Origin of the sequence: Nocardia sp. CC213A, assembly GCF_030766805.1 — a bacterium.
In the GTDB taxonomy this organism is placed as follows: Bacteria; Actinomycetota; Actinomycetes; order Mycobacteriales; family Mycobacteriaceae; genus Nocardia; species Nocardia otitidiscaviarum.
Genome location: NZ_JASFXA010000008.1, coordinates 102,812 through 115,171 on the forward strand (window position 1 = coordinate 102,812; position 12,360 = coordinate 115,171).

At 68.0% G+C, this 12,360-nt stretch carries 16 protein-coding genes and 1 pseudogene; 7 read left to right on the plus strand and 10 right to left on the minus strand.

The window, feature by feature from the left end; translation table 11 throughout:
• The first annotated feature begins 320 nt into the window (after window positions 1-320).
• Window positions 321-749, plus strand: a complete 429-nt coding sequence (locus QJS31_RS16590; RefSeq protein ID WP_282779827.1) for a type II toxin-antitoxin system VapC family toxin — start codon at window positions 321-323, stop codon at window positions 747-749.
• Between the two features lie 142 nt (window positions 750-891).
• Window positions 892-1,647 carry a HipA domain-containing protein gene (locus tag QJS31_RS37380; RefSeq protein ID WP_372341613.1) on the plus strand — a complete coding sequence of 252 codons (756 nt, stop codon included), beginning with the start codon at window positions 892-894 and terminating at the stop codon, window positions 1,645-1,647.
• Window positions 1,648-1,761: 114 nt separating this feature from the next.
• On the opposite strand, the gene rlmN is transcribed toward QJS31_RS37380, so the two are convergent.
• Entirely contained in the window at window positions 1,762-2,871 is a 1,110-nt protein-coding gene (gene rlmN, locus QJS31_RS16600) for a 23S rRNA (adenine(2503)-C(2))-methyltransferase RlmN (protein WP_306357093.1), read from the minus strand.
• A gap of 153 nt (window positions 2,872-3,024) precedes the next feature.
• Here rlmN and QJS31_RS16605 point away from each other — a divergent pair, with 153 nt between their 5' ends.
• Window positions 3,025-3,393 (plus strand): lipopolysaccharide assembly LapA domain-containing protein, encoded by a 369-nt coding sequence (locus QJS31_RS16605; protein WP_282779830.1) that lies wholly within the window; start codon window positions 3,025-3,027, stop codon window positions 3,391-3,393.
• Window positions 3,394-3,430: 37 nt separating this feature from the next.
• Here QJS31_RS16605 and QJS31_RS16610 read toward each other — a convergent pair whose 3' ends face one another.
• The 3 genes from QJS31_RS16610 to pyrH form a co-directional block, all read right to left on the minus strand.
• Window positions 3,431-4,291, minus strand: a complete 861-nt coding sequence (locus QJS31_RS16610) for a phosphatidate cytidylyltransferase (RefSeq protein ID WP_282779839.1) — start codon at window positions 4,289-4,291, stop codon at window positions 3,431-3,433.
• A 183-nt stretch (window positions 4,292-4,474) separates the two neighbouring features.
• A complete protein-coding gene (frr, locus tag QJS31_RS16615; protein WP_029929992.1) occupies window positions 4,475-5,032 on the minus strand; it encodes a ribosome recycling factor in 558 nt (185 codons plus the stop codon).
• 53 nt (window positions 5,033-5,085) lie between these two features.
• Window positions 5,086-5,820, minus strand: coding sequence for a UMP kinase (gene pyrH / locus QJS31_RS16620; RefSeq protein WP_029929994.1), 735 nt, complete (start codon window positions 5,818-5,820; stop codon window positions 5,086-5,088).
• 58 nt (window positions 5,821-5,878) lie between these two features.
• Here pyrH and QJS31_RS16625 point away from each other — a divergent pair, with 58 nt between their 5' ends.
• Together QJS31_RS16625 and QJS31_RS16630 are read left to right on the plus strand one after the other, a co-directional pair.
• Complete coding sequence (locus QJS31_RS16625) at window positions 5,879-6,091, plus strand: hypothetical protein (RefSeq protein ID WP_306357094.1); 213 nt, start codon at window positions 5,879-5,881, stop codon at window positions 6,089-6,091.
• A gap of 158 nt (window positions 6,092-6,249) precedes the next feature.
• The gene (locus QJS31_RS16630) at window positions 6,250-6,690 is read left to right on the plus strand and encodes an SRPBCC family protein (protein ID WP_306357095.1); all 441 of its coding nucleotides are present in this window, start codon (window positions 6,250-6,252) and stop codon (window positions 6,688-6,690) included.
• 257 nt (window positions 6,691-6,947) lie between these two features.
• Here the strand turns inward: QJS31_RS16630 and tsf are convergent, their stop codons facing one another.
• Together tsf and rpsB are read right to left on the minus strand one after the other, a co-directional pair.
• A complete protein-coding gene (tsf, locus tag QJS31_RS16635) occupies window positions 6,948-7,772 on the minus strand; it encodes a translation elongation factor Ts (RefSeq protein ID WP_282779834.1) in 825 nt (274 codons plus the stop codon).
• A gap of 106 nt (window positions 7,773-7,878) precedes the next feature.
• Complete coding sequence (gene rpsB, locus QJS31_RS16640) at window positions 7,879-8,745, minus strand: 30S ribosomal protein S2 (RefSeq protein ID WP_029929999.1); 867 nt, start codon at window positions 8,743-8,745, stop codon at window positions 7,879-7,881.
• A 320-nt stretch (window positions 8,746-9,065) separates the two neighbouring features.
• Here rpsB and QJS31_RS16645 point away from each other — a divergent pair.
• Window positions 9,066-9,623: pseudogene (locus QJS31_RS16645) on the plus strand (M23 family metallopeptidase); the annotation flags it as partial.
• 32 nt (window positions 9,624-9,655) lie between these two features.
• On the opposite strand, the gene QJS31_RS16650 reads toward QJS31_RS16645, so the two are convergent.
• Window positions 9,656-9,994: a DUF202 domain-containing protein gene (locus QJS31_RS16650; protein ID WP_306357207.1), complete on the minus strand. Its 339-nt coding sequence runs from the start codon at window positions 9,992-9,994 to the stop codon at window positions 9,656-9,658.
• Window positions 9,991-10,347, minus strand: coding sequence for a YidH family protein (locus QJS31_RS16655; RefSeq protein ID WP_306357096.1), 357 nt, complete (start codon window positions 10,345-10,347; stop codon window positions 9,991-9,993). The genes QJS31_RS16650 and QJS31_RS16655 overlap by 4 nt, the downstream gene beginning before the upstream one ends.
• Before the next feature lie 261 nt (window positions 10,348-10,608).
• Here QJS31_RS16655 and QJS31_RS16660 point away from each other — a divergent pair, with 261 nt between their 5' ends.
• Entirely contained in the window at window positions 10,609-11,130 is a 522-nt protein-coding gene (locus QJS31_RS16660) for a DUF1990 family protein (protein WP_306357097.1), read from the plus strand.
• Here QJS31_RS16660 and QJS31_RS16665 read toward each other — a convergent pair.
• Both QJS31_RS16665 and QJS31_RS16670 read right to left on the minus strand, forming a co-directional pair.
• Window positions 11,121-11,432, minus strand: coding sequence for a nuclear transport factor 2 family protein (locus tag QJS31_RS16665; RefSeq protein WP_306357098.1), 312 nt, complete (start codon window positions 11,430-11,432; stop codon window positions 11,121-11,123). The genes QJS31_RS16660 and QJS31_RS16665 overlap by 10 nt on opposite strands.
• An 88-nt stretch (window positions 11,433-11,520) precedes the next feature.
• The gene (locus QJS31_RS16670; RefSeq protein ID WP_306357099.1) at window positions 11,521-12,297 is read right to left on the minus strand and encodes a siderophore-interacting protein; all 777 of its coding nucleotides are present in this window, start codon (window positions 12,295-12,297) and stop codon (window positions 11,521-11,523) included.
• Window positions 12,298-12,360 lie beyond the last annotated feature (63 nt).

The window sequence follows — 12,360 nt, forward strand, 5'->3', positions numbered from 1 at the left end:
AGTTCGTCAGATGCTTCGTCGGCATGTCGGCTCGGACCAGGCGGGGGCTCCGGCCGCGGCCACGTCCGATGACTGTGACGACCTCCATGCCCGTGCCGGGATAGCCGTTCACCACGTACACCTTGGCATTGGGACAAAAGACCTTCGTCCCGGCGCGAACCTCGGATCCACCTGGACCGTAAGCTCTTTCGGCGACCAGCGTGCCGCGTCCAAGCTTCGGCGAACGGCCAGCGGTTGTTCACCGGGACCAGGGTATCCGCGAGGTTCGTCGTCCGGGGTGACGGCGAACTCTCCGGCGACCCGCTCGAAGGAACCGGGCTGTGACCCGTCGAGCCAGGGGCGTTCTCGACACAAGCATCGTCGCGGCCTTCTCTCTGTTCGATCCGGCCGAACTTCCTGTCGAGTCCGCCATCACCGCCGTCACACTTGGCGAGCTCTCACGCGGGCCGTACGCCACCGACGATCCTGGCCGCCGCGCCCGCCGGATCGCTGTACTGCAACACGCCGAAGCCACGTTCGGCGACACGCTCCCCTACGACAGCGAAGCCGCACGACTGTTCGGGTTGATCTGCGCCTCGGTCTACGCAATCGGCCGACAACCGCGCCGACGGACGGCCGACCTCATGATCGCGGCGACCGCAGCGCGTCACGGACTGCCCCTGTACACCACCAACCCCAACGACTTCGCCGGCATCGAGGACCACGTCACGATCGTCCCGGTCACCCGCCCAGCGGGGGCTACCGGCTGACGCTGGGATCCGCGAGTCACCGGTCGAGTGTGGGTCCGGAGAGGACCGCTTTCCCTCCCGCTGACCTCCTCGACGCCTGGCGATCTCGCGATGACCAGTCCTGATTCGACGAACGCCACCGTTCTTCTCTCCCGGCCTACCGGTGTACCCCTATCTCGCCGATCCGACGACTCCGCCGGTCGCTTTCACCCTGCCCGAGCGCGCGGGGAAATTCCGGGCGACCGGAGGTTCGGTACCGCCCTTCTTCGCCGGTCTGCTTCCCGAGGGACTGCGCCTGACCGCCATCACGAGAGGCCACCCGAACCAGCGAGGACGACCACTTCGCCATCCTGCTCGCGGTCGGCGCCGATACCATCGGCGATGTTCAGGTACTGCCCGCCGGCGCCCGACCCGCCGCCTGCCCCAAGAGGATGCCTGCCAGATCCTCGGCCGATACCCTGCCGCGAGGTATCGGATCACGTTGCAGGAAGCGATCAAAGCTCTCGCGGATGCGGTCGCCGAGGGCCGCGGCTCACGCCCCCTGGCTACGCTGCAACTGCTCGAAATCGCCGCGTTCAGCTACCTGATCGGCAACGGCGACCTGCATGCGCATGGAGAATCCACACCGAGCGCCGCGGGCAGACCATGGGCAATGATCAAGCGCTGGATAGCGTGGTCGGCGGGGCCACCGAGATGGCCCCACGGACTCGACGCCAATTCGACCAGCGCGTCCGCCACCTCCAGATCACCCAGCATCCCCCGCGCGGTCAGAATCGCGACGCGAGACGCCACATATCGAACGGATTCCGAATCCACACTCCGCAACCACGCAAGCAGCTGGGGATCGATAGCGCGCGTCCCGCCAACGCGCGAACACACTTTCGCCGCTGATGCCAGGAATTCCTGGCGTCCACGATGAACTCGACCAGGTCGTCGGTCGAAACGAATGCCAGCCGTCGGGCGAGTTCGTCGGGCGAGACCCATTTCGACGGCCGGTCCTTCGTGGAACCGAACACCTCGGGGTCGAGTCCGCTCATCCTTCCGCGGCGAGCTGCCCGCAGGCAGCGGCGATCTCCTGACCACGGGTATCGCGAACCGTACAGGGCACGCCCTGCGCCTCGACGCGGCGGACGAACTCGCGCTCAACGGGTTTCGGGGAGGCGTCCCATTTGCTGCCCGGAGTCGGGTTCAGCGGGATGACGTTCACATGGACGCGGGAGCCCAGGGCCTTGTGCAGCTTCTTACCGAGCATATCGGCGCGCCAGGGGTGGTCGTTGATGTCACGGATCAACGCGTACTCGATCGACACGCGGCGACCGGACTTGTCGGCGTAATAGCGTGCCGCATCCAAGACTTCGGCGACCGGCCAGCGGTTGTTCACCGGGACCAGGGTGTCGCGCAGTTCGTCGTCGGGGGTGTGCAGGGAAACCGCGAGGGTCACCGACAGATTCTCGTCGGCGAGTTTGCGGATGGCGGGGGCCAGGCCGACCGTGGAGACCACCACATTGCGCTGGGAGATACCCAGTCCGTCCGGAGCCGGAGACGTGATGCGGCGAACGGCGTTGACCACGCGTTTGTAGTTGGCCAGGGGCTCGCCCATACCCATGAAGACGATATTGGACAGGCGGCCGGGCCCACCGGCGACCTCGCCGTCGCGCAGCGCCGCGGCGGCGGCGCGCACCTGGTCGACGATCTCGGCGGTGGAGAGGTTGCGGTTCAGGCCGCCCTGGCCGGTGGCGCAGAAGGGGCAGGCCATACCGCAGCCGGCCTGGCTGGAGATGCACAGCGTGGCCCGGTCGGGGTAGCGCATGAGCACCGACTCCAGCAGGGTGCCGTCGCCCGCCTTCCACAGTGTCTTGCGGGTGCTGCCGTCATCGCAGGCGATATGCCGGACCGGGGTGAGCAGCGGCGGGAACAGCGCCTCACCCACCTTGGCGCGCATATCGGCGGGCAGATCGGTCATCTGCTCGGGATCGGCCTGCAGCCGCCCGTAGTACTGGCGCGCGATCTGGTCGGCGCGGAACTTCGGCAGCCCCAGGTCCGCCATGGCGGCGCGCCGCTCCTCGGCATCGAGGTCGGCGAGGTGCCGCGGCGGCATGCCACGGCGGGGGGCGTCGAAGACGAGCGGCAGGGGGGCAGTCATAACCTCTCCAGTGTCCCATCCGACTGCCTTCCCGCGGCTGCCGGGGCGGGCGGTGCTGATCACACCACCCGGCCATCCCCGGCGAGTCCGACATACCTGAGACAACGGGCAATATCCGTGCACTGGCCATAGCTATCCGCAATGATCGAGGGTATGACAGCCGACGCCGTGAACCCCGGGGACGCTGAACACCCGGAGCCCGAAAAACCGATCGCCGAAAAGCAGATCGACGAGAAACAGACCGATACGAGAAAACCGGATACGTCCATCGACCGGGCGCTGAAAACCCGCACCGGCTACACCTGGCTGGCCCTGATCATCGCCGCGCTGCTGGGCATCGTGCTGCTGGTCTTCATCCTGCAAAATCTGGAGACGGCCCACGTCGAGTTCTTCGCCTGGCGGTTCCAGATGCCGATCGGCGTACTGGTACTGCTGTCGGTGATCATCGGCGCGCTGGTGATGGCGCTGGTCGGCGGCTGGCGCATCTTCCAGTTGCGCCGCGCGGCCAAGAAGGCGGGCTGACGGGACGGGGGCTCCACCGGTACCGGAGCCCCCGACCTCACAGCAGCGCGGTCAGCACCAGCCAGGACACGAACGCCGAGGGCAGCATGGAGTCCAGCCGGTCCATGATGCCGCCGTGCCCGGGCAGCAGCGTGCCCATATCCTTGATGCCCAGCTCCCGTTTGATCTGGGATTCGATCAGATCGCCGGTGGTGGCCACCAGCACCAGACCCACGCCCAGCAGCACGCCGATCATGGAATTCGCCTGCAACAGCAGGGTCACCGTGAGCAGACCGCCGATCACCGAGAACACCAGCGAACCGCCGAAGCCCTCCCAGGATTTCTTCGGACTGATGGCGGGAACCATGGGATGGCGGCCGAAGAGCACCCCGGCGACATAGCCGCCCACATCGGAGCAGACCACCAGGATCATGAAGGTCAGCACCCGCAGATTGCCGTCGTCGTCGAGCAGCATGAGGACGGCGAAGGAGGCCAGCAGCGGCACCCAGGCGAGAACGAAGATGCTGATCGCGGTGTCGCGCAGGTAGTTTCGCGGCGTGGCGCGCAGCCCATGGTCGAACAGCCGCCACACCATGAGGGCGAGCACGGTCGCCGCGAAGGCCCCCGCCACCCCCTCGGTGCCGAAGGGCCAGGCCAGCCAGATGACGGCCTGACCGCCGACAAGCAGCGGAATGCGCGGCACCAGCACATCGGCCTCACGCAGCCGCTTGGCGACCTCCCAGGTGGCCACCGCCATGGCGACCGCGATCACGCCGATGAGAACCTTCGGCACGAACAGCAGGATCGCGATGAGCGACAGCCCCAACCCGAAACCGACCACCAGGGCGGCGGGCAGGTTGCGGCCCGCCTTGGACTTGCCGCCCTTGTCGCCGTCGGACGCCGGGACCGGATCCGGTATGGCGGCCGACGAACCCGTGCGCGCTGGATCGCCGGATGTGCCCGGGGTCGCGGGCTGCCGCGCCGCCCCCGTAACCTCCGACGGCGTCGCATTGTCTGCGGCGGCAGTATCTTCGGCCACGATTGTCCTGTCGCTCACTTGTCGTCCGTTCGTCCCTACCCCCGGCCGGCGCCGCCGACCGGCTCAGACCTCGAGCAGTTCCGATTCCTTGTGCTTGACCAGTTCGTCGATCTGCGCGACGTACTTGTGGGTGGTCTTGTCCAGTTCCTTCTCGGCGCGGCCGACCTCGTCCTCGCCCGCCTCGCCGTCCTTTTGGATGCGACCCAGCTCCTCCATGGCCTTGCGGCGCACATTGCGGATGGAGATCTTGGCGTCCTCACCCTTGGACTTGGCCTGCTTCACCATCTCGCGGCGGCGCTCCTCGGTGAGCTGCGGAACGCTCACCCGGATGATGTGGCCGTCATTGGTCGGGTTCACACCCAGATCCGAGTTGCGGATGGCGGTTTCGATGGCGCCCAGCTGCGCGGCCTCGTAAGGCTTGATCACGACCATGCGCGGTTCGGGCACATTGATGCTCGACACCTGGGTGATCGGGGTGGGCGACCCGTAGTAGTCGATGACGATCCGGGAGAACATGCCCGGATTCGCGCGACCGGTCCGAATGGACCCCAGGTCGTCCTTCGCCACCGAGACAGCTTTCTCCATCTTTTCCTCGGCGTCGAAGAGCGCTTCTTCAATCACGGCGTTTCCTCCACAGCGTCATCGTTCGTTTCGGTCGGCGCGGTCCGTGCGGTTCACGTCCGCACCAACGTGCCGATCTTCTCACCGGCCACGGCGCGGGCGATATTGCCCTTGGTCAACAGATTGAACACCAGGATGGGCATCTGGTTGTCCATACAGAGGCTGAACGCGGTGGCATCGGCCACCTTGAGACCACGCTCCAGGACTTCCTTGTGCGTGATCTCGGTGAACATGGTGGCGGCGGCGTCCTCGCGCGGATCCGCGGTGAAGACGCCGTCGACGGCCTTGGCCATGAGCACCACCTCCGCACCGATCTCCAGGGCGCGCTGCGCGGCGGTGGTATCGGTGCTGAAGTACGGCATACCCATACCCGCGCCGAAAATGACGACGCGGCCCTTCTCCAGATGCCGCTTGGCGCGCAGCGGCAGGTACGGCTCGGCGACCTGCCCCATGGTGATGGCGGTCTGCACCCGGGTGTCGATCCCCTGCTTCTGCAGGAAGTCCTGCAGCGCAAGGGAATTCATCACGGTGCCGAGCATGCCCATGTAGTCGGAGCGGGCCCGCTCCATCCCGCGCTCCTCGAGTTCGGCGCCGCGGAAGAAGTTGCCGCCGCCGATCACGACCGCGACCTGCACACCGGTGGAGACCACCTCGGCGATCTGCTCGGCGACCGTCTGCACGACATCCGGGTCGAGCCCCACCTTGCCCCCGCCGAACATCTCACCACCCAATTTGAGGAGTACTCGGCGATAGCCCTTGCGGTCGGGCGCCGTATCCGGGTCCGTCATCGGTCTCCTTCTCCCTCGGCAGCGAGCCTGCGCACGCACATGAAAAGACCATCCCGATATGCGTATTGCACGGGACGGCGACGAGCTTTATCTATCCTGCCTCACGCGCGGGCGCGAGGGTGACCCGACCCTCGTTCCCGGTGAGAATTTCGAGGCAGTTTATCCGGTTTCCGCGCGGGCCGACAGCGCAGCCGGACACGCCGCGGCCGCCGCGGTGGCGGTCACCTGCACGACCAGCGGCGATACCGGATTCGCCACCGGTCACGCGTGACCCACGGCGTCGTGCGACCGACTCGGCACCGCCGCCGCTTCCCACCGCGGCATGCGCATCCGATTCCCGGTGCCGGTGAACATCATCCGGCACGGATCGCGGTGTCCGCCAAGCCTCGGACCGCTGACGGCCTACGTGCTCCGGCGTAGCATCGGCACATGTCCGTCGATGTCGCGACCACCATCGAGATCGCTCGCCCGCGAGCGGAGGTGGCGGCCTTCGCGGCCGATCCGGACAATGTCACCCGGTGGTACGCGAATATCCGCTCGGTTCAGTGGCTCACCGCGAAACCGGCGACCGTGGGTTCGCGGATGGCGTTCGTGGCGCGGTTCCTCGGACGCGAAGTCGCCTACACCTACGAGGTGCGGGAACTGGTGCCCGGGGAGCGGTTCGTCATGAGCACCGCGGCAGGGCCGTTTCCGATGGAGACGACCTACACATGGCAGGACACGGCGGACGGCGGGACGCGCATGACGCTGCGCAATCGAGGCGAGCCGTCCGGTTTCGCGAAGATCGCCGCACCCGTCGTGGTAGCGGCCATGCGTTCGGCCAATCGGAAGGATCTCGAGCGGCTGAAGGAACTGCTCGAGGGACGATGAGGCTCGAGGGACAATGAGGGCGGCCACGCGATCGGCAGGCGTCACACCGCGACTCGCGCACGGCCGACTCGCCGCCACCGGTCGACTGGCTTCGCGGTGTCGTACTCGCCGTCGCGCGGGGCGGTGTCCGCCCTACCGACGACGTCCTTGTAGAACTCGCATGGCGTCCCGCCCCACGAACTCGCCGGCGTCATGCCCCACAAAACAGCCCCTCGCGCAATCTCGTTGCGCGAGGGGCTGGCTCGTATCTCAGGCGATTACGCCTGGCCGACCTCGAAGCGGGCGAAGCGGGTGATGGTGACACCGGCCTCGTCCAGCAGCTGCTTCACGGTCTTCTTGCTGTCGGTGACCGACGGCTGCTCCAGCAGGACGACGTCCTTGTAGAAGCCGTTGACGCGACCCTCGGTGATCTTCGGCAGCGCGGCCTCGGGCTTGCCCTCTTCACGAGCGGTGGCCTCGGCGATGGAGCGCTCCTTCTCGACCACATCGGCCGGAACCTCGTCGCGGCTCACGTACTTGGCCTTGAGCGCGGCGACCTGCATGGCGGCGGCGCGCGCGACCTCGGCGGCGGCGTCGCCCTCGCCCTGGTACTCGACCAGCACGCCGACGGCGGGCGGCAGGTCGGTGGCACGCTTGTGCAGGTACACCGTGGTGGTGCCGTCGAAGGCGGCCACCCGGCGCAGCTCGAGCTTCTCACCGATCTTGGCGGCCAGCTCCTGCACGGCCTGGTCGGCGGTCTTGCCACCCAGGTCGACGGCCTTGAGGGCGTCCAGGTCGGCCGGGCGGGCCTTGGCGGCCGCGGTCACGACCGCGTTCGCCAGATCCTGGAACTCCTGGTTCTTGGCGACGAAGTCGGTCTCGGAGTTGATCTCGATCATGACGCCGTCCTGCGCGGCGACCAGACCCTCGGCGGTGGCGCGCTCGGCGCGCTTCCCGACATCCTTGGCGCCCTTGATGCGCAGGAACTCGACGGCCTTGTCGAAGTCGCCGCCGTTCTCCTCGAGAGCCTTCTTGCAGTCCATCATGCCGGAGCCGGTGAGCTCGCGGAGCCGCTTCACATCGGCGGCGGTGTAGTTCGCCATCTGGGGCGAGCCTCCTGTTGTGAGTAAGTCTGTGGTGGTCACACCTTGCCGACCGCTACCCAACGGAAACGGTCGGCAAGGTGAACAAAAGCCTCGCGGCTGAGAATCAGAAGTCGGCCGGGGTCTTGGTGGCCGGGTTCTCCTTCAGCTCCGCCTCGGCGGCGGTCTCGGCGGCCGGGGCTTCGGCCGGAGCCTCGGCGGTCGCGCCCGCCAGCAGCTCCTGCTCCCACTCGGCGAGCGGCTCGCCGGCGCCGGCCTCGGGCTTGGCATCGCCGGTGGCGCGCGCGGCACGGGCCTGCACACCCTCGGCGACGGCGGAGGCGACGACCTTGGTCAGCAGCGCGGCCGAGCGGATGGCGTCGTCGTTGCCCGGGATCGGGTAGTCGACCAGGTCGGGATCGCAGTTGGTGTCCAGGATCGCGATGACCGGGATGTTCAGCTTGCGCGCCTCGCCGACGGCGATGTGCTCCTTGTTGGTGTCGACGACCCAGATGGCCGAGGGCACCTTGGCCATATCGCGGATGCCGCCGAGGGTGCGCTCCAGCTTGTTCTTCTCACGCGTGAGCATGAGGATTTCCTTCTTGGTGCGACCCTCGAAACCGCCGGTCTGCTCCATCGCCTCGAGCTCCTTGAGGCGCTGCAGCCGCTTGTGCACGGTCTGGAAGTTGGTGAGCATGCCGCCCAGCCAGCGCTGGTTCACGTAGGGCATGCCGACGCGGGTCGCCTCGGAGGCGATCGACTCCTGGGCCTGCTTCTTGGTGCCGACGAAGAGGACGGTGCCGCCGTGCGCCACGGTCTCCTTGACGAACTCGTAGGCCTTGTCGATGTAGGTCAGCGTCTGCTGCAGGTCGATGATGTAGATGCCGTTGCGGTCGGTGAAGATGAACCGCTTCATCTTCGGGTTCCACCGACGGGTCTGGTGACCGAAGTGCGCGCCGCTGTCGAGCAGCTGCTTCATTGTTACGACAGCCATGGCTCCCGTATCTCCTCTTATCGCTGGTTGACGCAGAAATCGGCGATCTCTGCCCTGGCGCCCGCGGCCACCGGAACCCACGACGCACCTGCTGAACAATCGATGTTCAGCGGAACGCGATGGGACCAGCCGGCGACCCTCGATGCGGGCGCGCGAAGTCGGTCTGCGTACGCAAACCGCTGGACCAGTCTACGGGGGTGACGGGTCAGACAGAAATCGGGTCCCGCGAGGGAAGAGACGGATATTCACACCGGCGCGTGTCATCCACACTCGCCGATACCGGGATTCCATTGCCGACCTGCCGATACGACGCTGGATACATGCATCGGATCGCAACGCCCCGCCAGGGCCGGGTCGCCCGCGACCGGCTCGTACTGGGCCGGGTCGCTCTCCACCGGCTCGTACTGAGCCGCGTCGTCCTCGGCTGGCTCGTGCTGACCGCCGCGGTATCGCCTACCGTATCGGCCACGCCGAAGGACGCGTTCGACTGGCCGCTGCGTCCGCGTCCGGCGGTCGTGCGGGGTTTCGACAATCCGGAGCACGACTGGCTACCCGGTCATCGCGGGGTGGATCTGGCCGGTGCCGCCGGGCAACCGGTGCTCGCCGCGGCCGACGGGGTGGTGGCTTTCGCCGGAACGGTGGCGGGCAAGCCCGTGGTGTCGGTGGACCACGCGGGCGGCCTGCGCACGACCTACGAGCCGGTGCGGGCCACCACGGCGGCGGGGCGGCGAGTGACGCGTGGGAGCGCGCTCGGCGTCCTGGAGCGCGGCGACCACGGCTGCCCCGGAGTGTGCCTGCACTGGGGACTGCGGCGCGGGCGGACGTACCTGGACCCGCTGCCACTGGTCAGGCACACGCCGCTGCGCTTGAAGCCACTGGCTGAAAGCACCGGCGGAACGCAGGGCTCGGCTCACGGTTCGAGCCGCGACAGGCCGAGGGTGAACACCGCCACCACGCAGGTGACCGCGATGATGGCAAGGGATACCACGACCACCGCGAACCGGCCGTCGCTCCAGTTCGCCCGGGGGCGGGTGTGCAGGATGTGCGCGCGGCGCACCCCGACCGCCACCACCAGAACGAGCGCGAAGGCCGCGGCCACCGGGGCGACGGCCGCGGGCCGCCAACCGCTGACCGCGGCCGCGTGCAGCAGGAGGACCGCATTCGCCATGGCGGCCACCACGGTGCGCCACCACGCCAGGGCGGTCCGCTCCGCCTGGAGGCCCTGTTCGGTCGTCGGAACTCCGCTCACGACAACAGCATTCCGATACCCGACAGCACCGAGATGACGGCGATGCCCGCCGACAGGATGGGCACCATGACCGTGCGCGGCAGCGGTTCACCGCGCCGCATGGCGGCCGTCACCTGCCGCCAGCGCCCGTACGCGCCCACCGCGATGGCGATCGCGAGCACGATGCAGCTCATCCCCACCGCCGTACGCAGCCCGTGATGCCGGAACGGCCGCACCAACTCGTGCACCGCCACACCGCCCGCCAGCAGCCCCAGAGCCGTCCGTATCCAAGCCAGAAAGGTGCGCTCATTGGCGAGGGTGAAGCGGTAATCCACCTCTCGTTCGTCGTCGTCCACGGGCGTGGGGTGACTCATGGCACCAGTCTCCCCCGGCCGTCGAGCCGATGTCGGAGCACACCTCGGCGAGTCCGATGTGAGCAGGCGTCTATCCGGTGCCCCGCAGCGAGCGACCTACGGCTGCCGGTGCGCGGGTTCGCGGTGGTCCGATGGGGGTGTTGGCCAGCGATTCGTCTCGGCACCGGAGCAGCGCGCGGCAGCTGTGGAATTCGGCCACGGAGCCGACGGAGCTGCGCCGCCGCGTTGGCCCGATGCGCTTGCCGACAGCAGGATGGAGCCATGTCGATCCGTCCCGCTCCCACCCCGTTCACCTATCCCGAGGTCGGTGCGACCAACGGTGAGTTCCCGTCCGGCTACCACCATTTCCGGATTCGCCGCCGGATCGGGTCCGGGCGGGAGCTGTTCGAGCGGGCGGGTGCGGACATTCGGGCGTATCGCAAGCAGCGGGGTACCGGGATCTTCCGGGAGGCGAGTACGCCGGTTGCCGAGGTGGGGACGCGGCTCACGGTCCGGCTCGGGGCCGGACCGGTCGCCATCGTCGCGCCGTGCCGGGTCGTCTATGTGCTGGCGGAACCGAACCGGCTCGGCTTCGCCTACGGCACCCTGCCCGGGCATCCGGAGTGCGGGGAGGAGCTGTTCGCCGTCGAGTACGACCCGGCCGACGAGTCGGTGTACGGCGTGGTCGCGGCGTTCTCCCGGCCCGGCACCTGGTACACCCGGCTGGGTGGCCCGGCGGTGCGAATCATCCAGCGCTACATAGCGGGTCGGTACATCGACGCCGTCCGCCCCGGTCAGGCCTGACCGGTCTCGAATCGGCTGATCTTGTCGCCGTCCACCTCGAACCGCCAGGCGGTGCGCATGGCGCCCCAGCGACTGTTGGAGTAGTCGGCGACCAGTGCCCGCCCGCCTTCGCTCACCGACTGGATGTCCATCCGTCCGGCGGTATCGAAGATCTCGCTCGCGGTCCACTGCCGTAGATCGCGGTCGGACCCGTCGTCGGACATGGTCGCGTCGGCGGTCAGCACGCCGTAGAAGGCATCGCGGTCGCCCGCATTGAGCGCGTCGACGAACAGCCGCACCGCGGGATCGAGTTGGTCGGCCATCGCAAACCCTTTCGACTCGGTGTTCACACATTCCGGTCAGGTACGACTGCACTACCTTCAGCTAACGTACCGCAACCGACGCGAGCACCTACCGAGCCACGGCGGCCTCCACCTGTTCGCGCTCGGCCAGATCGGATTTCCACTGGCGGAAGCCCTCTTCGGTGCGGCCGCGCCGCCAGTAGCCGGAGATGGAGGATGCCCACTCCGCGGAGATGCCGCGTTCCTTGCGGATATAGGGCCGCAGCTGATGCATGACCGCCTGGGCCTCACCGTGGATGAACACCTGCACCTGCCCGTCGAGCCACGGTTCCGCGCGCACGGCCGCCACCAGCTTCTCCCCGGGTGCGGCCGTGCCGCGGTGGATCCAGGTGAGGCGGACGCCGTCGGGGCGTTCGAAGTCGAGTTCGTCGGCGGGACCGGCGATTTCCACGAAGACCCGGCCCACGGCCGCGGCGGGCATGGCCGCGCAGGCCGCCGCAATGGCGGGCAGCGCGGATTCGTCGCCGGCCAGCAGATGCCAGTCCGCGTCGGGGCGCGGGGCGTACGCGCCGCCCGGACCGAACATCTCGATGACGTCGCCGGGGCGGGCGGCCGCCGCCCAGGGTCCGGCCACACCCTCATCGCCGTGGTAGACGAAGTCGATGGCGATCTGCTGGGCCTGGGGGTCGACCGAGCGCACGGTGTAGGTGCGCATGGTCTCGCCGTCCTCGCCGGGGAACAGCAGTTTGACGTAGGCGTCGGTGAAATCGTTGGGCTGGAACGTGGCGAATTCGGGTCCGCCGAGGTGTACGCGAATCAGGTGGTCGGTGAGCCGGGTGGTGCTCTGGACGACGAGTTTCGTCCGAGGACGTGCGGGACGAGCCAAGTGAATCACCTCCGTATTAGGATTACCTAACAAACCATACGCCTGGCTGACGATAGTTCGCCG

Excerpts from the sequence above, each read along its gene's own strand:
- rlmN (WP_306357093.1), bottom strand. The coding sequence starts at position 2,871 with ATGACTGCCCCCCTGCCGCTCGTCTTCGACGCCCCCCGCCGTGGCATG.
- QJS31_RS16630 (WP_306357095.1), top strand. The coding sequence starts at position 6,250 with ATGTCCGTCGATGTCGCGACCACCATCGAGATCGCTCGCCCGCGAGCG.
- pyrH (WP_029929994.1), bottom strand. The coding sequence starts at position 5,820 with ATGACGGACCCGGATACGGCGCCCGACCGCAAGGGCTATCGCCGAGTA.
- QJS31_RS16665 (WP_306357098.1), bottom strand. The coding sequence starts at position 11,432 with ATGGCCGACCAACTCGATCCCGCGGTGCGGCTGTTCGTCGACGCGCTC.
- QJS31_RS16660 (WP_306357097.1), top strand. The coding sequence starts at position 10,609 with ATGTCGATCCGTCCCGCTCCCACCCCGTTCACCTATCCCGAGGTCGGT.
- QJS31_RS16655 (WP_306357096.1), bottom strand. The coding sequence starts at position 10,347 with ATGAGTCACCCCACGCCCGTGGACGACGACGAACGAGAGGTGGATTAC.
- rpsB (WP_029929999.1), bottom strand. The coding sequence starts at position 8,745 with ATGGCTGTCGTAACAATGAAGCAGCTGCTCGACAGCGGCGCGCACTTC.
- tsf (WP_282779834.1), bottom strand. The coding sequence starts at position 7,772 with ATGGCGAACTACACCGCCGCCGATGTGAAGCGGCTCCGCGAGCTCACC.
- QJS31_RS16605 (WP_282779830.1), top strand. The coding sequence starts at position 3,025 with ATGACAGCCGACGCCGTGAACCCCGGGGACGCTGAACACCCGGAGCCC.
- QJS31_RS16625 (WP_306357094.1), top strand. The coding sequence starts at position 5,879 with ATGCGTATTGCACGGGACGGCGACGAGCTTTATCTATCCTGCCTCACG.